Origin of the sequence: Bacillus methanolicus PB1 (assembly GCF_000262755.1) — a bacterium.
In the GTDB taxonomy this organism is placed as follows: domain Bacteria; phylum Bacillota; class Bacilli; order Bacillales; family Cytobacillaceae; genus Bacillus_Z; species Bacillus_Z methanolicus.
This window is the reverse complement of the sequence record NZ_AFEU01000003.1, coordinates 524,791-547,131: the sequence shown is the minus strand read 5'-3', so window position 1 is coordinate 547,131 and position 22,341 is coordinate 524,791. Positions and strand designations below refer to the sequence as shown.

Here is a 22,341-nt window from a genome sequence, read left to right as displayed (position 1 = left end):
TGTGTTCTAGCGAAAATAGAGGAAATACCGCCGCAATCGCTCTTGACAAACACGTCAATGGTTTAATTTTGAACCAACAAGGGCGAAGGGAACAAAAGAAGGCACACCAAAGAAGAAAGGAAGGCAAATATGGAAGAGAAGATAAAGCTGTGGTTAAAAGAAAATCGAGTGAAAGGCATCAAATTGCTGCAAAAACTCGTACAGGAAGACAGCATGAGAGGAAATGAAAGCCGTGCGCAAGCCGTCATCATCGAAAAATGCAGGCGGCTCGGATTTTCGCTAGATATTTGGGAAATAGGTGAAGAGAAATTGCTGAACCATCCCGTTTTTTGCTCCGACCGGAAGGATTTTTCGGGAAATCCTAATGTGGTTGGAGTATTAAAAGGGAGCGGTGGAGGAAAGTCAATCATCTTAAACAGTCATATCGACGTTGTTCCGCCTGGAGACCGAAATGACTGGAAAGACGATCCTTTTAGCGGGCACATTGAAGAAGGAAAGCTTTATGGCAGAGGCGCAACCGATATGAAAGGCGGCACAGTCGCCATGCTTCTTGCATTGGAGGCCATTATTTCTTCGGGAATAAAGCTAAAAGGAGATGTTATTTTTCAAAGTGTCATTGAAGAAGAGAGCGGAGGGGCAGGAACACTTGCTGCCGTTTTACGAGGATATAAAGCCGACGGGGCGATTATTCCCGAACCGACAAACATGAAACTGTTTACTAAACAGCAAGGATCGATGTGGTTCCGCATTACAGTGAAAGGAAGATCTGCACACGGCGGAACGAGATATGAAGGTGTCAATGCGATTGAAAAATCAATGGCAGTTATTAAAAAGCTGGAGGAACTTGAAAACAAGAGAAATAAACGAATAACAGATCCTCTTTATAAAGACATTCCAATTCCGATCCCGATTAATATCGGAAAAATTCAAAGCGGAGAGTGGCCGTCATCAGTTCCTGATCTGGCCGTAATAGAGGGAAGAATGGGTGTTGCACCAGCGGAAACGTTGGAACATACCAAAAAAGAAATGATTGCTAGTCTTGAAGAATTGGCTGAAACCGATTCATGGTTTGCTGATCATCCTTTAACGATTGAATGGTTTGGAGGAAAGTGGCTGCCCGGAAACCTCGAAGCCGATCATCCCCTTATTTCAGTCATCTCTGAAAGCTTTGAGAATGTAAAAAAATCAAAACCTGTGATTGAAGCCTCTCCATGGGGAACAGACGGAGGCATTCTGTCAAATGTCGGCCAAACTCCGGTAGTTGTTTTTGGTCCTGGAGTGACAAAGGCAGCGCATGACGTAAATGAATACATTGTTTTAGAGAATATGTTTGAAGCGGCTGAGATTATTGCCTTAACTCTGCTTAAATGGTGCGAAGTCAATTAAGAAAAGACAATGGGGATAGAAAGGAGAGAAAGGGGGTGCGGGCTTTGAACGATACGTCCCATGTTTTAACACTTAACGGAGATCATTATTCTCTTGAGGTTTATGTTGACCCGTTTAACAAACGGCTCAGAGTGGATGATTATGCAGGCAATATTTTAAAAGTGATTCAAAAAGCAGAAACACTTTCCGAAGAAAAAAAGGCTGAAAAATTAATCTTTAAAGCAAGACGTGAAGATTTTACGAAGCTGCTAAAATCTTGTTTTCAACTTGAAGCGGTCATTGACCGTTACTTTCTTGGATCTGATGCTTATGTTTTTGCAAAATATTTTACAAATGAACGAAAAAGATCAGACAATTGGATAAAAGAAGATCAAATCGTCCAAAATGTCACTTCTTTGGACCGGCAGATACAGCAAGTGACGCCTCCGAAGGAATATGTCCTTCAAAAAGCCGGAGAAACCGATGCAATGGAACTTGCGGAGTTGTATAAAGCTGTATTTGAAGTGTATCCTACGCCATTGGATAACCCGGAATATATTAAGAAAACAATGAGGGATGGAACGGTGTATTATTGCTTTCGCTTCCATGGAAACATTGTCAGTGCCGCTTCCGCTGAAGTTCAGACTTTTTACAAAAATGCGGAATTGGCGGATTGCGCTACGCATAAAGAACATCGCAAACACGGATTAATGAAAATTTTGCTTCAAAGACTTGAAGAAGAGTTGAAATCAAACGGAATCTTCCACGTCTATACAATTGCAAGAGCACTTTCGTTCGGAATGAATGCTGCATTTCATCAGCTTGGCTACACGTACAGGGGAAGGTTGATAAACAATTGTTATATATTCGATAAGCTAGAAGACATGAATGTTTGGTGCAAAAATTTGTCTATTTCGTAAAGTGCTGGTTTTTCGGCAGCAAAATGACTAATATTCGGCACTGTCTCATATGTATGTATTGGGATGGTGAAGAAAATGCAAGGAATGAATATGACGAAAGAAGTTCTTGCGGCAATCTTAAAAAGTATTGATGAAGGAATACACGTTGTCAACATTGAGGGAATAACGACCTTTTATAACGAGGTAGCGGCAAAGCATGACGGCCTCGAAGTGGAAGAAGTCATTGGCAAGCCTCTGCTCGAAATTTTTCCATCTTTAGATGAAAAAACAAGTACTTTGTTAAAAGTAATAAAAACAAAAAAACCAATCTATAACCAGACGCAAAGTTATGTAAATATGCATGGAAAAAGAATTGAAACAATCAATACGACATTGCCGATCATTGTGGACGGAAAAATGATTGGCGCCGTTGAAATTGCCAAAGACTATTCAAGGCTAAAGCTATTGTCGGAACGGCTCCTTGATTTGCAGAAAGAGATTAAAAGACCCTCCGAAAAAAAGCAAGAAAGAAAAAACGTAAAGTTTACATTTGAAAATTTACTGACGAAAAACCCCGAGTTTCAAAAAGTGAAAGACGAAGCATTAAAACTGGCAAGCTCGGACTCTCCTATTCTTGTATATGGCGAAAGCGGCACGGGAAAGGAATTGTTTGTCCAAGGCATTCATCATGCTTCAAGGCGGGCTAAGGGGCCCTTTATCGCTCAAAACTGTGCCGCGATTCCGGAAACGCTTCTTGAAAGTGTTTTATTCGGCACGGCAAAAGGCAGTTATACGGGGGCTGTTGACAGACCCGGTCTTTTTGAATTAGCGGATGGGGGAACATTATTCCTTGATGAACTTCATACCATGCCGATCGAGCTTCAAGCGAAACTGCTCCGGGTGCTCGAAGAAGGCTCGCTTAGAAGGATCGGCGGGGCGAACACGATACATGTTAATACCCGGGTTATTGCAGCCATGAATATTCATCCTCGGCTTGCTGTGGAAAAAGAAAAACTTCGACCGGATCTATTTTACAGGTTAAATGTGCTGGCCTTTGAGCTCCTTCCATTAAGGGAAAGGAAGGAAGATATCATCTATTTAACAGAGCACTTTATTGATTACTATAACGACATGCTGAATAAAGCGGTAAAAGGTGTCGATGAGGAAGTGATAAAGTTGTTTTCCTCATATCATTGGCCGGGAAATGTACGTGAATTGAAGCATGCAGTTGAATATATGATGAATATTTGTGAAGGCGATGATCTTGCCTATGATGACCTCCCTGCTATGTTAAAACAGCAGATGAACAAGCTCAACAACCATTCTTTTGAAAAAGGATATTCATTGCGCGAAAACGTGAAACAGCTGGAAATGGACCTTATAAAAAGAGCGATGAAACATGCAGCAGGCAATATTAAACAGGCTGCTCGATTGCTCGGTATTCCCCGGCAAACTTTACAATATAAACTGCAAAAATATTCTCTTACAGGTGCTGAATAATCGGCATTTTTATTTTGAAAATCTCCGGATGAAAACACATTCCTCCCGGATTCATCAAGTTGGCATAAAACTTGCATGTGTTAATAGTAAAGTGGATTGGGAGGAAAGAAAATGAAACAAACTTTATATAAACCGAAAAGGCATTGGAAAGAAATTGAACTATGGAAGGATGTTACTGATGAACAGTGGAATGATTGGATTTGGCAGCTTACAAACACGATCAGGACGCTTGATGATTTAAAAAAGGTTATTAATCTTACTCCTGATGAAGAAGAAGGAGTTCAAATATCAACGAAAACAATCCCGTTAAATATTACCCCATATTATGCTTCCTTGATGAATCCCGATGATCCGCGCTGCCCGATTAGAATGCAGTCCGTACCTATTTCGAAGGAAATCTATAAAACGAAGTATGATTTAGAAGATCCATTGCACGAAGATGAAGATTCCCCTGCTCCGGGTTTGACCCACCGCTATCCGGACCGCGTTTTGTTTTTGGTAACGAATCAATGTTCCATGTACTGCCGCTACTGTACAAGGAGAAGGTTTTCCGGACAAATCGGCATGGGCGTGCCCAAAAAGCAGCTTGATGCAGCGATTGATTACATCAAGCGGACGTCTGAAGTTAGAGACGTCCTCATTTCCGGAGGTGATGGACTTCTTATAAATGATCATATCCTCGAATATATTTTAAAAAATTTGCGCGCGATTAATCATGTGGAAATTATTCGCATTGGTACGAGGGCACCTGTAGTTTTTCCGCAGCGGATTACCGAAAACCTTTGCAGCATTCTAAAAAAATACCATCCAATTTGGCTGAATACACACTTTAATACATCCATTGAAATAACAGAGGAATCAAAAAAAGCATGTGAAATGCTGGTTGATTCCGGAGTTCCGGTCGGCAATCAAGCGGTTATTTTGGCAGGAATAAATGATAGTGTGCCGATTATGAAGAAATTGATGCATGACCTTGTAAAGATTCGTGTACGTCCTTACTATATTTACCAGTGTGACTTATCCGAAGGAATCGGCCATTTCCGTGCACCGGTTTCAAAAGGATTGGAAATTATCGAAGGGTTAAGAGGCCATACCAGTGGATATGCGGTTCCAACATTTGTCGTCGATGCACCCGGAGGAGGGGGAAAAATCGCACTGCAGCCGAATTATTTAATCTCGCAAAGCGCCGAAAAAGTTGTCCTCCGCAATTTCGAAGGTGTGATTTCGACATATCCGGAACCGGAAAATTATGTTCCCGGCCGTGCAGAAGCTTATTTTAAAGAGATTTATCCGGATATGGAAGAGAAACGGTCTCATCATGGAATCGCCGGATTAATGAATGACGTCCAGTTCAATCTTGTTCCGGAAGGGCTTAGCCGGCTGAATCGAAGAAAGAGCTATGAACAAGATCCTCTTCATACTTCATTGAAAGACAAGCGGGAAAAGAGAGATGAATTAAAGGAGAAAAAATTCCTTTCCCAACAAGCAAATTATAGACAAAAAAGCGGAGAAAGCAATCCAAATGAAGATACAAATTAAAAGTTTGACGGAAAAAAATTAATGATGGGAGGGGCCGGAATGGAAGAAAATTGCTTATGGTGCAACAGTAACAAAATTTCCCGGGATACAACGAAAGTTTATTGGGAACTTCCGGATGGAACAAAGGCGATTGAAATCAGCGAAACTCCGTCAATTTTCTGCCATAATTGTCATATGGTGTACCAGTCGGAAGATATCGTAAAAGAAATTGAGAACCAATTGTTTATCATTAACACCCGTCTTCTCGGAAAAACGGTTACTTATCAAGAATTGATGAACATGCCGAAACTGTTAAAAAGAAATTATTTCGATTTTTCATCTTAAAAATTTTTGAATAAGAGCTCGACATGTCCCAACCCGGATAGGGTTGTTTTTTGTTACCGAAACTTATATATTATGTTGGACGAAAGGGCGGGGAATCGTTTATAGTATACACCATAAAAGTTATCAAAATTTCACAATTTTTTATTTTCATCATATGATTTGGTAAAGTCTTCGACATGATAAATTTTTTACGGGCAGGAGTTAAAAATGGCAAAATCTTTTTATCATTTTCTTATGAAATATCGTCATCCGGAGCCGAAAGACGATATTAGCATATTTGCAAACAATGCATATGAAGATCACAGCTTTCCGAAAGGATCTGCAGATTACGATGAAATTAGTTCGTATTTAGAATTGAATGGCCACTATTTGAACAGTATGTCTACATTTGATGAAGCGTGGGAATTATACGTATTGTCAGAAGGATAGAGGTTTGAATGAATTATTAAAAGAAAATAGGTCTAACCCTGTAAAACAGCATCAGCGTTTGTGAAAGGTGTAATAGTAGGCAAATTAAATAAGAGTTTATACTAGTTCGATGAACTTCCAACATCACATCGCCTTTTAAAAAAAAGAGGCGATTTTTTCATGCTTTTTATAAATGGCGATTTATTTCTGCTCGCATATATTATTGTTAAGAATTATTCACGACTAATCATTGAGAGGATGGAGGACATGGACAAACGTAAAAAACCAAAATATAAGATCGGTGATACAGTCGTGATCACAATATATGGAACGGTTGGCAAAGTAACAGATGTAAAATACTTAAGCGGAGTTTATGTTTATGAAATTAATAACAGCGAAGGATTATATTTGGAATCCAGCTTGCAAAAGCTTTCTGAATATGAAGGAGAAATAATTGAAAAAGAACATATTGATATAGATTATAAGTATTTGTTTGGCGACCTTGTACATGTACAAGGGTTCGGAACTGAATTATTTAAGGTCGTCGGTTTCCGGACAGAAATATGGCGATACAAAGATAATGCATGGGAAGACGTAATATACGAATTATCGAGGGTCAGTGATGGAGAATGGCTGGAAGCCGGTGAGGATGAACTGACACTTGTGGCTGACGCAGATAGTGCGGATATTTTTATCCAAAAGCTCGGTCTGTTATCATACGTGAATAAACACCATGACCCTCATGCTCAAAAAAAGACGGAAATGAAAAATTCGTTTCGCAAAGCCGAAAAGGAATACTTAAAGAAAAAACACGAACGAAAAGAATTGATCGACGGCTTACTTGATATTTATAACGATTACCGCACTTTATACGAAATGTTTCACGACAAAGAATATGAACAAGTGATGCGGGTTGTGATTCGAAAGCTGAAAATGATCGTAAATAAAGATTGAAAAGCAACGCTCAGGACAATGAATGAAATTTTATGAATACGTAAAAAAGAAAAGGCAAACCTAGCAAAATGGTGATCTTAAAAAGAAGATCAGTCATTTTTCCAAAAGCTGCGATTAGTATACTGTCTTCATGATTAACATCTTCCCTTAATTTTTCCGTCCAATCCCTCAAATGCGCCATAGAAAAACCCCCAATGTAAGATCTTTAATTCATTCTTATGCTTGTCTGATTGAAAAATGCTTATTAAGGAAAGATTTTTAATTACAAGGCCTGCATGAAAGATGAATGAGCAGCATACATTTTGTAAAAAGGGGGGGCGATGATGAGAGAAATCGAAGTATTTATCGATACGGAGGAGATTGCAGAATTTTTCTTTCAGGAGCTTTTGAAAAGGGGATTCGTTCCCTCTAATGAGGAACTGGAGGAACTCGCAGATATAACCTTCGACTACTTGGTAGAAAAGTGCATTATTGATGAAGAGATTGAAGATTTTTGAAGAGTCTGTCTCATAAGGGTCTGACCCCATGTGCATTTATCAATATATAGTACATTTATCCAACGTTATGTCCTATATATTGTGTTATGGGGTCTGACCCTTAGGCTTTTTATACGGTGTCTTATCTAGAAGACTCATCTATCGTGGTGGCTGATATGCCATGGAGGTTTGAGACAGCCTCTCAAGTTTTTTTTGGAAAAAATCTATCATGTAAAAAAATTATTATAGAAAGTTCTCAAGGTTAGATGAAACTTTCCGATAGAAAGTCCGTAAATACATATTGAAAAAGAATGAAGAGGTGAATGAGGGTGTCAATTTTTAAGAAAGTTTTTGCCAGTATCGGGATTGGAGCTGCCGCTGTAGACACAAAGCTTGAAAAAGACACGCTTACGGCTGGTGAAGAAGTATGGGGAGAAGTTGAAATTAAAGGCGGGAGCACCGAGCAGAAAATCGATGAAATATATCTGAGTCTTTATACAACTTTTATAAAAGAAGTGGATGACAAAAAATTTACGGATACAGCTCTTATTGATCGTTTTCGTCTTACAGAATCATTTACGATTAATCCAAATCAAACAAAAATAGTTCCTTTTTCTTTTAAGCTTCCGGACGATACCCCAATTACAGCAGGAAAAACTAAAATATGGATTTCAACAGGCCTTGATATTAAGAATGCGGTTGATCCGACAGATAAGGATTTTATTAAAGTGCTTCCTAACCCGGTTATGAATGCTGTTTTTCAAGCAGTTTCAAACCTTGGTTTCAGGCTGCACGAAGCAGAATGTGAAGAAGCTTCGTACCGTTTGCGCCGGCGTTTGCCGATTATTCAGCAATTTGAATTCGTCCCTGTTTCCGGACCGTTCAAGGGCCGTTTGGACGAACTGGAACTTGTCTTTTTCCCTGCATCAGGCGGTGCAATGGATTTAATCATGCAAGTTGACAGGCGTGCGAGAGGGCTGGGAGGTTTTCTCGCAGAAGCGCTGGAAATGGATGAAACCAATGTAAGGATAACCGTATCGCCGGCCGATATGCCGAACATGCAGCAAAAAATTTCTTCTGTTATTCAAAGATTTTCGTAAATTGAATAGAACTTAAGCGATGGAGCAATGCTGCATCGTTTTTTTTTTTTGCACTTTATGCGTCGATCGCAAATTTCGAGAAAAAAACTTTGATAAAAATCACTTATCGACAAAAATAGAATTTTTTAGATAAAGGAATCGACAAAGGCAAACTCTAACTATTCTAACTATAATGATAAATATTTGATTAAGATTTGGAGGGGAAAGGATGATAAAACAACTTGTGAGAAAAAGGCAAAAAGAGTACGATGTGACAATTTTTCAGACACCAATATTTAGACAATATAAAGGGTACAGACAAGTTTACCGGTTAACTGTTGAGAGCACAAACCACGAAAGCTGTCTAAACGAGACATTCAGGCTTTTCAATGTTCCGGATGCCATTCCCTCGGATTTTAATGGAAGATTTTTAGGCACAGGTGATATTTTATTAATTGATGAAGGGTTAAAGGGGCAGCATTATTACCAGCTGAAGCCGGGTGGCTGGCAAAAAATAAATCGGATTCATATTCGATAAGGTCCGACCCAAAAGGCAAAAAAACCTTTTGGGTCAGTTTTTGGTTGAATCATTGAATTTATCGACCACTTTCCATAGTTTATCGACCAGTTTTCGAATATATCGACCACTTTTCATAGTTTATCGACCACTTTTCGAATATATCGTCCACTTTCTACGATATATCGACTACTCCCATGATTTACCAACAAAATCTTATTTATTGATGATTCCCCGGCCCGTTTTTTCTTCCGGTTGCTGTTTGTTCTTTTGCATGTGCTTCATGTTCGGCTACAATCACTTCAGCAGGGATATGATTATTTTTCTTAGGCGAGTTAATACGATTCCGATGTTTTTTTCCCATCGTGTTCCTCCATTTTATAGTTTTTCTCTGTCGCTTTTTGATGAAGCAGGTTTTGTCCTGCTTCTCGAGGACGGATTTGTTTGATTGGCGTGCTCTACAGCCTGTTCAAGCTTTTTGCTCATTTTTTGCTTTGGCATGATTGAACCCTCCTTTGATAATAGCTTCTCCTAAATGACTTATCTCATGCCGTCAGGTAAGATTTTTCAGCTTGACAAGAATATGATATAGTGTGAATTGATGATGGTTTATAGCGGTAATACGGTAATACTTCATAAAATTGGAGGTTATGGGAAATGAGCATACATATTGGCGCAAAAGAAAATGAAATAGCACAAACAGTGCTTTTGCCTGGAGACCCTTTAAGGGCAAAATATATAGCCGAAACTTTTCTGGAAAATGCCCGTTGTTATAATGAAGTTCGAAATATGTTTGGGTACACTGGCACATATAAAGGTAAACAAGTTTCTGTTCAAGGAACAGGCATGGGTGTTCCTTCCATTTCTATCTATATTAATGAGTTGATGCAAAGCTATAACGTACAAAATTTGATTCGCGTCGGAACATGCGGAGCGATTCAAAAAGATGTGAAAGTCCGGGATGTCATTTTGGCGATGAGTGCATCGACCGATTCGCAAATGAACCGAATTACATTTGGAGGCGTCGACTATGCACCGACAGCAAACTTTGAATTATTAAAGAACGCATACGAAGTTGGAGTCGAAAAAGGATTAAATTTAAAAGTCGGGAATGTATTAACAGCGGATATGTTTTATAATGATAATGCAGAGCATGAAAAATGGGCAAAATATCAAATTTTAGCAATTGAAATGGAAACTGCAGCTCTTTATACTCTTGCTGCAAAATTCGGACGAAAAGCATTATCTGTTCTGACAGTCAGCGACCATATTTTAACTGGTGAAGAAACAACTGCCGAGGAAAGACAGACAACTTTCAACGATATGATTGAAGTGGCATTGGAAGCTGCTGTGAAGATGTAAATAACTGCTTGATGCGATTGGAAAAGATGCCTGAAATATGAGGCATCTTTTCCCCTTTTTTTGGCATTTTCAAACTTTTAGATTTCTTGACGAGTCATGTTAAAATAAGTATTGCATGATTTTCAATGACTAACTAGACAGGTGGATGATATGAAAAAAACAATTTTAATTTTAGGAACCTGTATTTTATTGGCTGGATGCAGCAAGTTGGAAGAGAATATTCCTTTTTTAAAAAAAATGGACGACACAGCAGAAGAACAGAATAATCAACTGAATGATGAGATTGGCAACAAAGGTGGAAACAATCACACCGGAAACAAAAATTCTTCAAACCCCGGACAATTAGACGATTCAATTACTCTTAAGGCTAAGTATTTTAATCAGGTTAAACAAGTAGATGGAAAGTATGTGATTCAAAATCCGGCAAATGTTTTGGCGCTTGTAAACCACCAATTTGGCCTCCCGAGTACATATGCCCCAAACGATTTAGTTAGACCGAAAGTTGCGTTTTCATTTGGAAATCAAAATATTGAAAAAAGTTATTTGCGTAAAAAAGCTGCCGCTGCGCTAGAAAAAATGTTCGCAGAAGCAAAAAAACAAAATATTGAATTATATGCCGTATCCGGCTACCGTTCCTACGAGAGGCAGGAAGAATTATTTCATGCTGAGATTAACCGAGTCGGCAAGGAAAAAGCAGTTCAGGCAGTTGCCGTTCCCGGTACAAGTGAGCATCAGACCGGACTAGCTGTCGACATTTCGAGCAAAAGCGTAAACCTGGATTTAACAGAACAATTTGGAACAACACCGGAAGGAAAATGGCTTGTTAAAAATGCTCATAAGTTTGGATTCATCCTTCGCTATCCAAAAGATAAAGAGTCAATAACCGGCTATCAGTACGAACCGTGGCACTTTCGCTATGTTGGAACGAAAGCAGCAAAAGTAATTTATGAGAAGAATTTAACATTGGAAGAGTATTTTGACATCGTTGAAAAAATTTAGGGTTTAAAGATTATATGTTTCTTTGTAAAACTATTAATTAAAATGTTATTCTAATCATTAAGATGAACGATTTTTTGATGGTTATGAAAGTGGTGATGGATTTGGATCAAGAAAAAACGAGTCGAGAAACGAGTGAAAATCAATCCGGATTTATTCAAATCAAGAAGTTCCATTTTGTCATGCTGTTGTTTTTCACTGTGTTATTAACTGCAGGAATTACAACACTTGCCCTGGCATTCAAGGATGAGAAAGCAATGACCGTCGGTGCAGAAAGAAGAGAGTTTGATAAGTTGTTTACAGCATATGATACGCTTAAAGAATCCTATTATAAAGAAGTTGATAAGCAGCAGCTTATAGACGGTGCAATAAACGGAATGCTTGAATCACTTGGAGACCCTTATTCAGACTATATGAATGAGGAAGAAGCAGAAAGTTTTCATCAAAGTATTTCTTCATCTTTTGAAGGGATAGGTGCTGAAATCCAGGAAAAAGATGGACAAATTGTTATCGTTTCGCCGTTAAAAGGCTCTCCTGCAGAAAAAGCAGGATTAAAACCGAATGACATTGTCGTTTCTGTAAACGGGAAAAGCCTTCAAGGCATGAGTTCCACGGAAGCAGTAACATTAATCAGGGGCAAAAAAGGAACAAAGGTTGAATTAATCATTAAACGCCCCGGGATTGATGAACCGATCAAAATGCCGATTGTTCGGGATACAATTCCGCTTGAGACCGTTTATGGCGAAATGCTGGAAGATGGGATTGCAAAAGTACAAATAACGAGTTTTTCGGAAAATACAGCGAAAGAGCTCATCGATGTTTTGAATAATTTGCAAAAGCAAGGAATGAAAGGCCTTGTGTTGGATTTAAGGCAAAATCCAGGAGGACTTTTAGATCAGGCTGTGAAAATTTCAAGCCTGTTCGTTCCAGAAGGAAAAGTTCTCTTTAAAATCGAAGACAGAAACGGAAATATCCAAGAGCAGAAAGCATCAAATAATAATAATCCGGATATCCCGCTTGTTGTCATCATTGACCAGGGAAGTGCCAGCGCTTCAGAAATTTTTGCCGCTGCTGTCAAGGAATCTGCAAATGTGCCGCTGGTCGGACAAAAGTCGTTTGGTAAAGGAACCGTACAGAGAGCCCAGGATTTTTCTGACGGGTCGAATATGAAAATTACAACGGAGAAATGGCTCACACCAAAAGGCAACTGGATCCATGAAAAAGGAATAAAGCCTGATTATGAAGTTGCCCTGCCTGAATATGCTTCTTTGCCTTACATTAATCCTGACCTGAAACTGAAGCTATCATCAGCGTCTACACAAGTAAAGGCAGCACAAAAAATGTTGAAAGCTCTCGGCTATGATCCGGGCCGTGAAGATGGATTTTTTGATGAAAAAACAAAACAGGCTGTCATCTTGTTTCAGAAAGCCGAAAAACTTGAAGCAAATGGAATATTGACCGGCCAATCAACATTGACATTGATGGAGCGGCTCAGGGAAAAAATTGAAAAGAATGATACCCAAGTACAAAAAGCTGTTGAAGTTTTAAAACAACAAATGAGGTCTTAAACAAAGAGGCTGACTTATAAGGGTTTGACACCTTCCAACAATGACAATATATAGAATGGTTTTCTTACTGTTTGTCTATATATTGTTTAGGTGTCTGACCCTTTTTGTTTTGCTGTCGAATAGAATAATCGGGATTGCCCAACAATGAAAGTAAGCCATGATATTGAGGTGAATGGTGTAATGGCGCGAAAATGTTTTACGATAATAATGATGTTAATTCTTATAACCGGCTGCCAGTTTGGCAAGTTTTCAAGGCAGCAAGAAGAGAACATAAATTCCGGTATTACAAAAAAGAAAACAGTCGAAGAAAATTCTTATTTGCAAAACGAAACAGACAGCGATCTATCTGTTCCGTATTTCTCCACTTTTCGTCTGTATCAAGAAAATAAAAATATTTTGTTGATAGGGATTGACAGCCGCGGGGAAAGAAAATCACGATCAGACGCCATTATGATTGCCCGATATGAACCGAAAGAGCGATCATTAAAACTGGCATCGATTATGAGGGACAGTTATGTTCAAATCCCAGGATATATAAATTACCGCAGTAAACTTAACCATGCGTACTATTTGGGTGGTCCAAAATTATTGAAAGATACAATTGAACATAATTTTGGAGTAGACATCGACAATGTTGTAACAGTCGATTTTAAGGGGTTTATTAAGCTGATGGATACCCTTGCCCCAAATGGAATCGAGGTAAATATAACAAGGGAAATGGCAGATGGCATGGACTTATCTATTAAGCCGGGCCGACAAATCCTCCGGGGAGAAGATTTGCTCTCTTACGTCCGGTTTCGCCATGACAGTGAGAACGATTTTGGACGTGTCAATCGTCAGCAGGAAATATTAGTTTCCTTAAAAAACCAAGCAGTTGAACAGCTCCGTTCTGTTGAAGGAATCACTAAACTGCCAAAAATCATTTCGGAAACGTTTCAATACGTTGAGACAGATCTTCAGCTTGAAGATATGTTATCACTGGGAGCAACAGCTGCCTTAAAACCGGTAAAAGACGTAAAAACATTAAGAATTCCTGTTGCAGATGGATTTACCAATAAAACTTATGAACATGCCGGTGCAGTGTTACAATTAGACTACAAAGAAAACGTTGAAGCAATTCAGCAATTTTTTAACGAAAAAAGTGGCTGACTCATAAAAACAAAGGGTCAGCCCCTTCCTTTTGTACAATACACGATGCCGATTTGATCTTTCTCCTGCAAAATATCATATAGTTTGTAACCACACAGGAAATCCTATAAAATGTGACTTTAGAAGAAGGGTTCGCTTCAATAGGAGGTAGAGTGAGGTGATAACTTGAGGCAAATCTTTCAACTGGATGACAAATTAAGAACAGAAATCATGGAATTTGAAAAAAGCTGCGAGGAAATTTGCCGGAGTCAGCAGAAAAAATTTGAAGACTTGTTCAACAAGAAAAGGAAACGATTGACAGTTGAACTTATACGTGAAAAAAAAGGAAAAATAGCTGCCGCAAACGACATTTTTGAAGAAAATTATGAGTCATATATAGAAACAGGCATTGAGGAAGATGGAGAATATTTTCCGGATGCTTATATTCCAGTTTGGAAATGCTTGAAGAAGTGTAATAATAAATATAGGTTGCAGTGCAAGGATGAAATGAAATGGCAGAAGTCAAAAAGAGCTAATAATTTGTCGGCTTTTAATGGAATGTGAAAGGATCGATCATTTTGAAACAAAGTCAGATGGTTGAACTTGAGAAACTGTTGCGGACAGTTTATCGAAAGTTGAGGCAGGAAATAAATACTATCATCGGAAGAGAGGTTAGTCTCAATGAATTTATGGTCTTAAAATATTTATATTTTTCTGACCATGCCAAAGCTTCTGATCTCTCGAAAGAATTGAATGTATCAGCAAGCCATATCACTTCCGTTACGGATTCGCTTGTAAAAAAGGGGCTGATTATTAGACGGAGGTCTGATCAAGACAGAAGAATTGTTGAAATGGTTTTGACAGATTCCGGAAAACTGCTCGTTCAGGATCTTGAAGAAAAAAAATCAGCTTATTTGCAGTCAAAATTCAGCCAATTCAGCGAGCGGGAACTTGCTGACTTTATCCGGTTATTTCGAAAATTAAATGAGTAAAAGTTTGAATCGTTTCTCCCCATTCAGGAAAAACTCTAAAAAGAATTTTGAAGCAAGGATTGAGTGGGGCGAATGAAAAATTTTTTCATATTTGGATTCATCATTGTGATGCTGGCTTTTCAGCCTTCTTCCGTGTTTGCAGATAAAAAACAGCCAGTCGAAATGCTTTCGTGGAAAGAAGCTAAGGAACTGATACCTAAATATAGCGAGTTCATTGTTCACGACTTAGAAACTGGAATTGAGTTTAAAGTGCAAAGAAGAGCGGGGAGCGCTCATGCCGATGTGCAGCCGCTAACTCCAAAAGACACAAAATTAATGAAAAAAATATACAATGGAAAATGGAGCTGGAAACGAAGGGCGATTATCGTCAAACATGGAAAAAGGAGAATTGCAGCTTCCATGCACGGGATGCCGCATGGGGCGGGAGCATTGGAAAATAATTTTCCCGGGCATTTTTGCATTCATTTTTACGGAAGCACGACACATCGTACAAGTCACATGGATTTATCTCATAAATTAATGATTCTAAAAGCGGCAGGCAGGCTTCAAGCTTACTTATCAGGCGCCAGTCCCAATGATGTGATATGCGCCTATATTGCCGGATTTAAACAGCAGGATGAAAAAGTCGTAAAAACCATATCTCTGCAAAAGATAGAATGGAAAAATATCCTTCCTATGATTGAAAATGCTGCCCTTTGCCGCATGCCTGTTTTATATGCTGAAGATGTAAAAGATGAATTGGCTTTATCAGTCCCTGTGGAAGTGGAATGGTTTGTAAAAGGCGAAGGAAAAAGCAAGTTCAAAGGATTGATTTATTTGGTTCGCTTTTCTCCATATGGTCCATGGAAAATTGATTCGATAACTTTCCTTGCTGAAAACCAATTTATCTCTTTATAGGCTGTCGTTTCGGACGTTTAAGGGGGCTGTCTCAAAAGCCTAAGGGTCAGACCCCATAACACAATATATAGGACATAGTGTTGGATAAATGTGCTATATATTGATAAATGCACATGGGGTCAGACCCTTATGAGACAGCCCCTACCTGCATTATTTTTTTTCTCCAAACTTGATAAACGTTTTTTCATCCTCTACAAGGCCGCAAGCTCCGCATTGAACTTTATATTCCGGGCCATTGTACGGAATATGAAAAGGATCAAGGTTTTCATTGGAGAATTCCTGAATCACTTCGCCTGTATGAGGGTCCATTTTAACCGAACGAGGAACCTGATTGATGATGTTAAAGCGGCTGCGGTTCGTTTTGCAATTTGGGCAACGGTATGGCGTACTCAAATATGATTCTCCTTTCATTAAGAGTTTTAGTCTATTTTTTGCAATATAGCTTTTAATTATGTAAAAATACGACATAGGGTTAGGAGGGATTAAAATGAATTACGACTATTTATTAAATCAATATAGATCCATTTGGAATAATCGTCTGCTCCAATCAGATTTAAGCAGTAAAGAAATCCTCAATGAAGCGATTAAGAGAGAATTATTGGATGAAAACTCTCATCCAAGGGCAAGAAGGCCGGTTCATGAAAAATTCTATTTGGCAGTAAAAAGAATGGCGGAATCTCCGCTAAAAGATGAAGATAAACTGGCGTTAATTACACTACATATTCAAGCGATGGAAATGATTAAACAGTAAAAAGGCTCCTTATAGGGAGCTCTTTTCTCATATATTAATGAAAAAGATTCAAAGAGATTTCACAGTTTTAACACAAAAATCCTATATAATGAGACAAGAATATGAATGATGACCGGTGAAATATATGAAATTACTGTTTCAAGTGGCAATCGTAATAATGTTATGTATACTAACTTCGTGTTCGGACAATTCCTTTCAGAAGGTTCCGAAAGATGTGTCACTATTGGTAAGCGTCAACATCAAAGACAATTCAATTTCGTTTATTGATCTATTTTCTAATAAAGAAATTGAGCGGTGGAAGATGGAAAAGCCTTATATTGGCGGAGTCATCTTACCTGATGGTGATACACTGCTCCTATATGGCAAACAAAGCGATACAGTCGATCTTTATTCCTTGTCGAAAGGGAAATTAATCAACCAATGGGAAACAGGTGAAGGAATTGTTGCCGCAAAAGTTTTAAAAAATGGAAAAGAAATTGCGTTTGCAGATCAAAATCAAGATGCCGTCAGATTTTTTACTCTTGACGGAGAAGAGAAAAAATCGGTTCGAGTTAGTAAAAGCCCTTTAACAACCATAGAGGGAGCAAAAGAACAAAAGCTTTATGTTATCAGCTTCAACCATAAGGACTTAACGGTCATCGATTTACATAAAACAAGCGTCAGCGAGCATTTTCCGATTCATCCCTCAGCCGCTGTCGGGGCTTTGCTAAGGGAAGAAAAGGATGAAATCTGGATTGGCGGACATGGCGAAGGTTCTCAAACCGAAAAAAATATATATATATACAATGTGCATACGGGAAGGCTGTTAAGAACGATTCACGCCCCGTTGATGCCTGTGAATTTTCTGGAAGTTGATGATTTCACATATGTGTTGAGCCATGGAACAAATACACTTTATAAAATGAATGCGAAAGGCCATTTAGAAAAGCAAATAAAAGTCGGTGCAAATCCATTTGTAATGGAAACTTTTAAGGATGACCTTTTAATCGCAGGCTATGACAGCAATGATATTCATATCGTAGATAAAGACAATTTAACGATTAAGGAAACAATAAAAGTAGGGAAAGGGCCGTTCACACTGATTTTGAGGGAGAGACACGGACAATGAGCAACATTCGCATATTAGTGATTGACGACGAAGTTGATATGAGAAATTTGCTTCATATGTACCTTGAAAATTCTGGCTTTCGCTGTATAGAAGCATCAAACGGGACGGAAGGGCTTCAAGCTGTCAAAACGTTTTCACCTGATCTCGTTATCCTCGATATTATGATGACTGATGAAGACGGCTTTCAAGTTTGTGAAAAAATAAGAGAATACTCTTACGTACCAATTATATTTTTATCAGCCAAAGGGGAAGAATGGGATAAAGTAAAAGCATTGCAGCTTGGCGGGGATGATTATATTGTCAAGCCGTTCAGCCCCGGAGAATTGATTGCGAGAATCCAAGCAGTTATTCGGAGAGCCGGAAATGTCATGAGTGAACAGGAAAAAATGACGATAGGCCCGATTACAATTGATAAAAAAGCCAGGCGTGTGACAGCATCCGGAAAAGATGTACCATTAACTTTAAAAGAGTATGAATTGTTGTTGTTCTTATGCTCTCATCCGTCACAGGCATTTTGCAGGGAACAATTGCTTGAACATGTATGGGGCATTGAATACGAAGGAAGTTTAAGAACCGTTGATACTCATATTAAAACATTAAGAATGAAACTTGGTGCACCCGATTGTATTCAAACGGTCTGGGGGATTGGATATAAATTTGAGGTGCCCGGCAAATGAGGTTTTTTAACGGAAGTCTTGTTAAAAAACTATGGTTTACAATTACGGCGGCCATTCTCATTACGATTTTTTATTCCTATTTTTTATCCTACTTTTTTTACGAACGGCTTTATGTTGACAACGTGGAGAAGTCTCTTGTGGAAGAAGGGAAGCGGCTTGCTCTCGACTATAAGGGCGGACCGTTGCCGGAACAATTAATCGAGAAAATTGAATGGTATAGCACGAAAACAAATTATGAAGTGTTAGTCGTTAACAATCCGAGAGAGCTGAGCGCGTGTCTTCCGTTTGAAATCGATTATCAAACACTTATAGGGGAGGAAGAGCGGGAACAGCTTTTAAAAGGGAAACCTGTTAAAAAGTCCGGTTATGAGGAAAGATTTGACAGGAAGATACTTGCAGTGATCATCCCGCTAATTGATCAAAACCGGCTTGAAGGAATTATTTATTTATATGTGCCACTGGCAAAAATATCAGAGCTGACGAATGATTTTGTTTTTGTTTGGATCATTGCGGGGTCGGTATTTGCCCTGGTTGCTGTCCTGTTAGGAACGAAATGGATTGGAAGATTGACAAGACCGTTAATCGAAATGAAAGAAGCGGCCAACAGAGTGTCACAGGGGGATTATTCCGCAAGAATTCATCTTCAGTCCAATGATGAAGTCGGGCAGCTTGCCAATGCATTTAATCATATGTCAGCCTCGATTCAGAAAGAGGATGAGCGAAAAAAAGAATTTATCGCCAATGTTTCACATGAGCTGCGTACTCCAATCAGCTACGTTAAGGGATACAGTGAAGCGATTGTATCAGGAATTGTTAAGAATGAGGAAGAAATGAATAAGTATCTGCAGCTCATCCATCGGGAAGCAGGCAGAATGGAACGCCTTGTGTATGATTTATTGGATCTTTCCAAACTGGATGCCGAAGAATATAAGCTTAATAAATTGCCGATTCCGCTTGCACAAGTTATCGAAGACGCCATCCAAAAATATTTGCCGATTTTAAAGGAAAAAGGAATTCAATTACATACTAATCTTGATCCGGATCTCATCATAAACGGCGACGCAGAGAGAATGGAACAAATTGTTCAAAATTTAATCGATAACTCGATCTGCTATACAGAGAAAGGAGGGACTATTTCCGTTTCATTAATGGCTGATCCCGAAGGCTGCAAATTGGAAATAGCCGATACGGGGACAGGAATCCCTCCGGAGGATTTGAAGAAAGTAACACAGCGGTTTTATCGTGTGAATAAAGGAAGGTCGCGGAATGATGGCGGAACCGGACTCGGGCTTGCAATCGTAGAGAAACTCGTTCATCTCCATAATGGAAAACTGACAATTACAAGTGATATCGGGAAAGGCACGACTGTCGCAATTGTGCTGCCTTCCTTAAAGATATAAACTCATAAAAATTTGCGAAAGTAGGGATTTGACGATGAAAAAAGCGGTGCTAATCTTTTCAATTGTATTTGCATTTATTTTAGCCGGATGTTCAAACAACAATCAGAAAAAAACGGAAGAAGAGCCTCAATTTTTGGATGTCAAACTTTCAGTAAATCCTGAAAAGGCAAATGTAAATGAGCCCGTTACTTTTGAAGCAAAAGTAACATACGGAGATGAAGAAGTAACCGATGCAGATGATGTGAAATTTGAAATTTGGCGGGCTCATGATAAAAATCATGAAAAAATCGAAGTAAAACATGCTGAAAACGGCATTTACCGTCTTGAAAAAAGTTTTGACAGGGAAGGAACATATTATATTGTTTCCCATGTGACAGCGAGAAACATGCATAATATGCCGAAAGCTGAATTTGTCGTCGGACGGCCCAGCGAACCGGAGGAAGATTCAAATCATTCGATGGAAATGGAACATGGTACGGAAAATGGCGAAAGTCATAATCATTAACTGGAAAGCGGCCGACATGGCCGTTTTTTTTTTTTTTTTTGAAGTTTATTGGTCATGGCCATGTCCTTTTGCCTTCTTTCTTTATATATAACGAGTGGAAAGAAGTTGGGGCAGCAAAAACAACAATTAAATTGAAAGTGTATGCCCCAAAAAGAAAGGGGCATTTTTCATGCAGTCGGGGAGAATTGAAAATTTTAAAGATCTATCGCAGTTTCGTGATTTGAAGGATTTCAATAATCATTTTGAACAGTGGATGACAGATTTGAAAGATCAGTTTACGAAAAGTGAAACGATCGCACTAAAAAGGCTTGTACGTTTTTCTGCAAAGATTCCAGGGGTTTGCAATGCGAAAATTCAAACGATTGTATCTGCAACCCATCAACATTCTGAAATGGGCGGCATTAGCCGTTCCACTTTTGAACGTATGTTAAGAAAAGCGAAAAAGTTTGGCTTAATTCATGTTATTCATACTCAATCCCAAAATGGCAGACAAGCCCACAGCATTTATGTCTTTCAAAAATACCCGACAAAGCAAGACGCGTCATCTATTTTAAATGATGCAGCAGATGCGGAATCAATTGAAGTACCAAATAAGAAACCATCAAAGAATGAAACTATCAATCTAAAAAAATAAACGTAAAATGGCGCTAAACTCTTCATTCGTCAGTAATAAAATCCCATCTGCTTTTACAAACCTTGTGAAATGTTTCTATGATGATGCCTGGACGATCGAGGAATTTTACAAAGTTGTTCGAGTGAGCACTCGATGGCTTTCTTATTACAAAGAAGAGGACAAGCTTGAATTGGCAGTAAAAGCGTTTAAGCAGTTGGTACGGAATATTAAACTGAAAAAGACAAGGATTAAAAACGTTTTCGGCTATTATTGGGGGATTTGCAATAAAATGTTGGATGAGGAGTACTTTGAAATAGTTAAAGAAGGCCTAACCGGCTCCGGATTATGTTCACGGGAAGGTTATGAGCTTTTATTTTGATAAATGGGCCGTTATTTGATTTTATGAGCAGTCATTTTGATAAATGAGCCTTTATTTTCATATTTGAGCCGTCGTTACGATATATGAGCCTTTATTTTTATATTTGAGCCGTCATTTCGATATATGAGCTTTCATAAGAAAATATGAGCCGTTATTTGGATTTTTGAGCCCTTATTTCGAAAAATGAGCTTTTATATGAAATATGAGCCATCGTTTCGAAATAAGAGTCCTCATTCCGAGAAATGGCTTTTATATGAAAAATGAGCCGTTATCCGAATATATGAATGTTTATTCAGATAAGAGAGCCTTTGTTTCATAGTTTTTCAAATTTGCTAGACATCACCATGTCCTTTCACCTTCTTCCTATTATATATAAAGTTTGAAAGGAGGTGAATGGGATGGCACAGGAAATATTGACGGAGTCAAGGCTTCGGCTTATTTTTGAAACCGGTATTGATGAGAAAGGCAAGCCGATTCTTAAAACAAAAACATTTAGCAATATTACAAAATCGGCAACGGCTGACCAGCTTCATCAGGCTGCTCAAGCAATCGCGGCACTTAGCGCCGATCTGCTAAGCGGGGTGGAACGGAGCGACAGTTCTCAAATCATCGGTTAATTTGAAAAAAATAACATGAAAAGGGGGTGGCAAGAATGGCAAAAATACTGGAGCTTGAATTTGTAACAGATACTGGAAAAAACGCACGTTTGTCCATTGACAATCCGAAAGAACCGGTTAATTCGAATACAGTCAAACAGTCGATGGCACAAATTATCGCGTCAAACATATTTGTATCAACGAACGGCAGCTTGTCAGCCATTAAGGGGGCAAGAGTCATTGAACGAAATGTAACCGAGTATGAAATCTCTTAATAGACAAAAGAGCCGGATTCATGCCAGAATCCG

30 protein-coding genes are annotated in these 22,341 nt (G+C 38.8%); 26 read left to right on the top strand and 4 right to left on the bottom strand.

Features of this window, described 5'->3' with window-relative positions; translation table 11 throughout:
• Nucleotides 1–129: 129 nt before the first annotated feature.
• The 7 genes from PB1_RS12435 to PB1_RS12405 all read left to right on the top strand — a co-directional run bounded on the left by PB1_RS12435 (nt 130) and on the right by PB1_RS12405 (nt 6,989).
• A complete protein-coding gene (locus tag PB1_RS12435) occupies nt 130–1,386 on the top strand; it encodes a peptidase (RefSeq protein ID WP_034645338.1) in 1,257 nt (418 codons plus the stop codon).
• Nucleotides 1,387–1,430: 44 nt separating this feature from the next.
• Complete coding sequence (ablB, locus tag PB1_RS12430) at nt 1,431–2,285, top strand: putative beta-lysine N-acetyltransferase (protein WP_034645633.1); 855 nt, start codon at nt 1,431–1,433, stop codon at nt 2,283–2,285.
• A gap of 75 nt (nt 2,286–2,360) precedes the next feature.
• A complete protein-coding gene (locus PB1_RS12425) occupies nt 2,361–3,764 on the top strand; it encodes a sigma-54 interaction domain-containing protein (RefSeq protein ID WP_004437082.1) in 1,404 nt (467 codons plus the stop codon).
• A gap of 111 nt (nt 3,765–3,875) precedes the next feature.
• Nucleotides 3,876–5,303, top strand: a complete 1,428-nt coding sequence (gene kamA, locus PB1_RS12420) for a lysine 2,3-aminomutase (RefSeq protein ID WP_004437079.1) — start codon at nt 3,876–3,878, stop codon at nt 5,301–5,303.
• Nucleotides 5,304–5,342: 39 nt separating this feature from the next.
• The gene (locus tag PB1_RS12415; protein WP_004437077.1) at nt 5,343–5,627 is read left to right on the top strand and encodes a YokU family protein; all 285 of its coding nucleotides are present in this window, start codon (nt 5,343–5,345) and stop codon (nt 5,625–5,627) included.
• Between the two features lie 207 nt (nt 5,628–5,834).
• Nucleotides 5,835–6,056 carry a YozE family protein gene (locus PB1_RS12410; protein WP_004437075.1) on the top strand — a complete coding sequence of 74 codons (222 nt, stop codon included), beginning with the start codon at nt 5,835–5,837 and terminating at the stop codon, nt 6,054–6,056.
• 246 nt (nt 6,057–6,302) lie between these two features.
• Nucleotides 6,303–6,989: a hypothetical protein gene (locus PB1_RS12405; protein WP_034645629.1), complete on the top strand. Its 687-nt coding sequence runs from the start codon at nt 6,303–6,305 to the stop codon at nt 6,987–6,989.
• Between the two features lie 10 nt (nt 6,990–6,999).
• Here the strand turns inward: PB1_RS12405 and PB1_RS17835 are convergent, their stop codons facing one another.
• Complete coding sequence (locus PB1_RS17835) at nt 7,000–7,170, bottom strand: hypothetical protein (RefSeq protein ID WP_004437073.1); 171 nt, start codon at nt 7,168–7,170, stop codon at nt 7,000–7,002.
• A 142-nt stretch (nt 7,171–7,312) separates the two neighbouring features.
• Between PB1_RS17835 and PB1_RS17130 the strand changes: the two genes are divergently transcribed.
• From PB1_RS17130 to PB1_RS12395, 3 genes are all read left to right on the top strand, one after another.
• Nucleotides 7,313–7,486: a YozD family protein gene (locus tag PB1_RS17130; RefSeq protein ID WP_004437071.1), complete on the top strand. Its 174-nt coding sequence runs from the start codon at nt 7,313–7,315 to the stop codon at nt 7,484–7,486.
• 308 nt (nt 7,487–7,794) lie between these two features.
• On the top strand, nt 7,795–8,565 hold the full coding sequence (locus tag PB1_RS12400) for a sporulation protein (RefSeq protein WP_004437070.1): 771 nt from the start codon (nt 7,795–7,797) through the stop codon (nt 8,563–8,565).
• Nucleotides 8,566–8,773: 208 nt separating this feature from the next.
• A complete protein-coding gene (locus PB1_RS12395; protein WP_004437068.1) occupies nt 8,774–9,082 on the top strand; it encodes a hypothetical protein in 309 nt (102 codons plus the stop codon).
• 199 nt (nt 9,083–9,281) lie between these two features.
• On the opposite strand, the gene PB1_RS17830 is transcribed toward PB1_RS12395, so the two are convergent.
• Together PB1_RS17830 and PB1_RS18335 are read right to left on the bottom strand one after the other, a co-directional pair.
• A complete protein-coding gene (locus PB1_RS17830; RefSeq protein ID WP_004437066.1) occupies nt 9,282–9,425 on the bottom strand; it encodes a hypothetical protein in 144 nt (47 codons plus the stop codon).
• Between the two features lie 14 nt (nt 9,426–9,439).
• Nucleotides 9,440–9,562: a hypothetical protein gene (locus tag PB1_RS18335; RefSeq protein WP_004437064.1), complete on the bottom strand. Its 123-nt coding sequence runs from the start codon at nt 9,560–9,562 to the stop codon at nt 9,440–9,442.
• A 156-nt stretch (nt 9,563–9,718) separates the two neighbouring features.
• On the opposite strand from PB1_RS18335, the gene deoD reads away from it, so the two are divergent.
• The 7 genes from deoD (at nt 9,719) to PB1_RS12360 (ending at nt 16,004) form a co-directional block, all read left to right on the top strand.
• The gene (deoD, locus tag PB1_RS12390; RefSeq protein ID WP_004437061.1) at nt 9,719–10,423 is read left to right on the top strand and encodes a purine-nucleoside phosphorylase; all 705 of its coding nucleotides are present in this window, start codon (nt 9,719–9,721) and stop codon (nt 10,421–10,423) included.
• Between the two features lie 150 nt (nt 10,424–10,573).
• Nucleotides 10,574–11,422 (top strand): D-Ala-D-Ala carboxypeptidase VanY, encoded by an 849-nt coding sequence (locus PB1_RS12385; protein ID WP_004437059.1) that lies wholly within the window; start codon nt 10,574–10,576, stop codon nt 11,420–11,422.
• Between the two features lie 95 nt (nt 11,423–11,517).
• On the top strand, nt 11,518–12,987 hold the full coding sequence (locus PB1_RS12380) for a lmo1851 family serine protease (RefSeq protein WP_274413139.1): 1,470 nt from the start codon (nt 11,518–11,520) through the stop codon (nt 12,985–12,987).
• A gap of 144 nt (nt 12,988–13,131) precedes the next feature.
• A complete protein-coding gene (locus tag PB1_RS12375; protein ID WP_004437054.1) occupies nt 13,132–14,136 on the top strand; it encodes an LCP family protein in 1,005 nt (334 codons plus the stop codon).
• A 165-nt stretch (nt 14,137–14,301) separates the two neighbouring features.
• Nucleotides 14,302–14,679, top strand: a complete 378-nt coding sequence (locus tag PB1_RS12370) for a hypothetical protein (RefSeq protein WP_004437052.1) — start codon at nt 14,302–14,304, stop codon at nt 14,677–14,679.
• Nucleotides 14,680–14,693: 14 nt separating this feature from the next.
• Entirely contained in the window at nt 14,694–15,107 is a 414-nt protein-coding gene (locus PB1_RS12365) for a MarR family winged helix-turn-helix transcriptional regulator (RefSeq protein WP_238533133.1), read from the top strand.
• A 72-nt stretch (nt 15,108–15,179) separates the two neighbouring features.
• Nucleotides 15,180–16,004, top strand: coding sequence for a hypothetical protein (locus PB1_RS12360; RefSeq protein WP_004437048.1), 825 nt, complete (start codon nt 15,180–15,182; stop codon nt 16,002–16,004).
• 150 nt (nt 16,005–16,154) lie between these two features.
• Here PB1_RS12360 and PB1_RS12355 read toward each other — a convergent pair whose 3' ends face one another.
• The gene (locus PB1_RS12355) at nt 16,155–16,397 is read right to left on the bottom strand and encodes a hypothetical protein (RefSeq protein ID WP_004437046.1); all 243 of its coding nucleotides are present in this window, start codon (nt 16,395–16,397) and stop codon (nt 16,155–16,157) included.
• Between the two features lie 94 nt (nt 16,398–16,491).
• On the opposite strand from PB1_RS12355, the gene PB1_RS12350 reads away from it, so the two are divergent.
• From PB1_RS12350 to PB1_RS12315, 9 genes are all read left to right on the top strand, one after another.
• The gene (locus tag PB1_RS12350) at nt 16,492–16,755 is read left to right on the top strand and encodes a hypothetical protein (protein WP_004437044.1); all 264 of its coding nucleotides are present in this window, start codon (nt 16,492–16,494) and stop codon (nt 16,753–16,755) included.
• A 214-nt stretch (nt 16,756–16,969) separates the two neighbouring features.
• Nucleotides 16,970–17,863: a YncE family protein gene (locus PB1_RS12345; RefSeq protein WP_004437043.1), complete on the top strand. Its 894-nt coding sequence runs from the start codon at nt 16,970–16,972 to the stop codon at nt 17,861–17,863.
• Nucleotides 17,860–18,540, top strand: a complete 681-nt coding sequence (locus PB1_RS12340) for a response regulator transcription factor (protein WP_004437040.1) — start codon at nt 17,860–17,862, stop codon at nt 18,538–18,540. The genes PB1_RS12345 and PB1_RS12340 overlap by 4 nt, the downstream gene beginning before the upstream one ends.
• A complete protein-coding gene (locus tag PB1_RS12335; protein WP_004437038.1) occupies nt 18,537–19,940 on the top strand; it encodes a sensor histidine kinase in 1,404 nt (467 codons plus the stop codon). The genes PB1_RS12340 and PB1_RS12335 overlap by 4 nt, the downstream gene beginning before the upstream one ends.
• A 34-nt stretch (nt 19,941–19,974) precedes the next feature.
• Complete coding sequence (locus PB1_RS12330; RefSeq protein ID WP_004437037.1) at nt 19,975–20,445, top strand: FixH family protein; 471 nt, start codon at nt 19,975–19,977, stop codon at nt 20,443–20,445.
• 169 nt (nt 20,446–20,614) lie between these two features.
• On the top strand, nt 20,615–21,079 hold the full coding sequence (locus PB1_RS18180) for a hypothetical protein (protein WP_004437034.1): 465 nt from the start codon (nt 20,615–20,617) through the stop codon (nt 21,077–21,079).
• Between the two features lie 7 nt (nt 21,080–21,086).
• Nucleotides 21,087–21,437 carry a hypothetical protein gene (locus tag PB1_RS18175; RefSeq protein WP_004437032.1) on the top strand — a complete coding sequence of 117 codons (351 nt, stop codon included), beginning with the start codon at nt 21,087–21,089 and terminating at the stop codon, nt 21,435–21,437.
• A 398-nt stretch (nt 21,438–21,835) separates the two neighbouring features.
• Complete coding sequence (locus tag PB1_RS12320) at nt 21,836–22,054, top strand: DUF1659 domain-containing protein (protein ID WP_004437030.1); 219 nt, start codon at nt 21,836–21,838, stop codon at nt 22,052–22,054.
• Nucleotides 22,055–22,089: 35 nt separating this feature from the next.
• Nucleotides 22,090–22,308: a DUF2922 domain-containing protein gene (locus tag PB1_RS12315; protein WP_004437029.1), complete on the top strand. Its 219-nt coding sequence runs from the start codon at nt 22,090–22,092 to the stop codon at nt 22,306–22,308.
• The last annotated feature ends 33 nt before the right edge of the window (nt 22,309–22,341 follow it).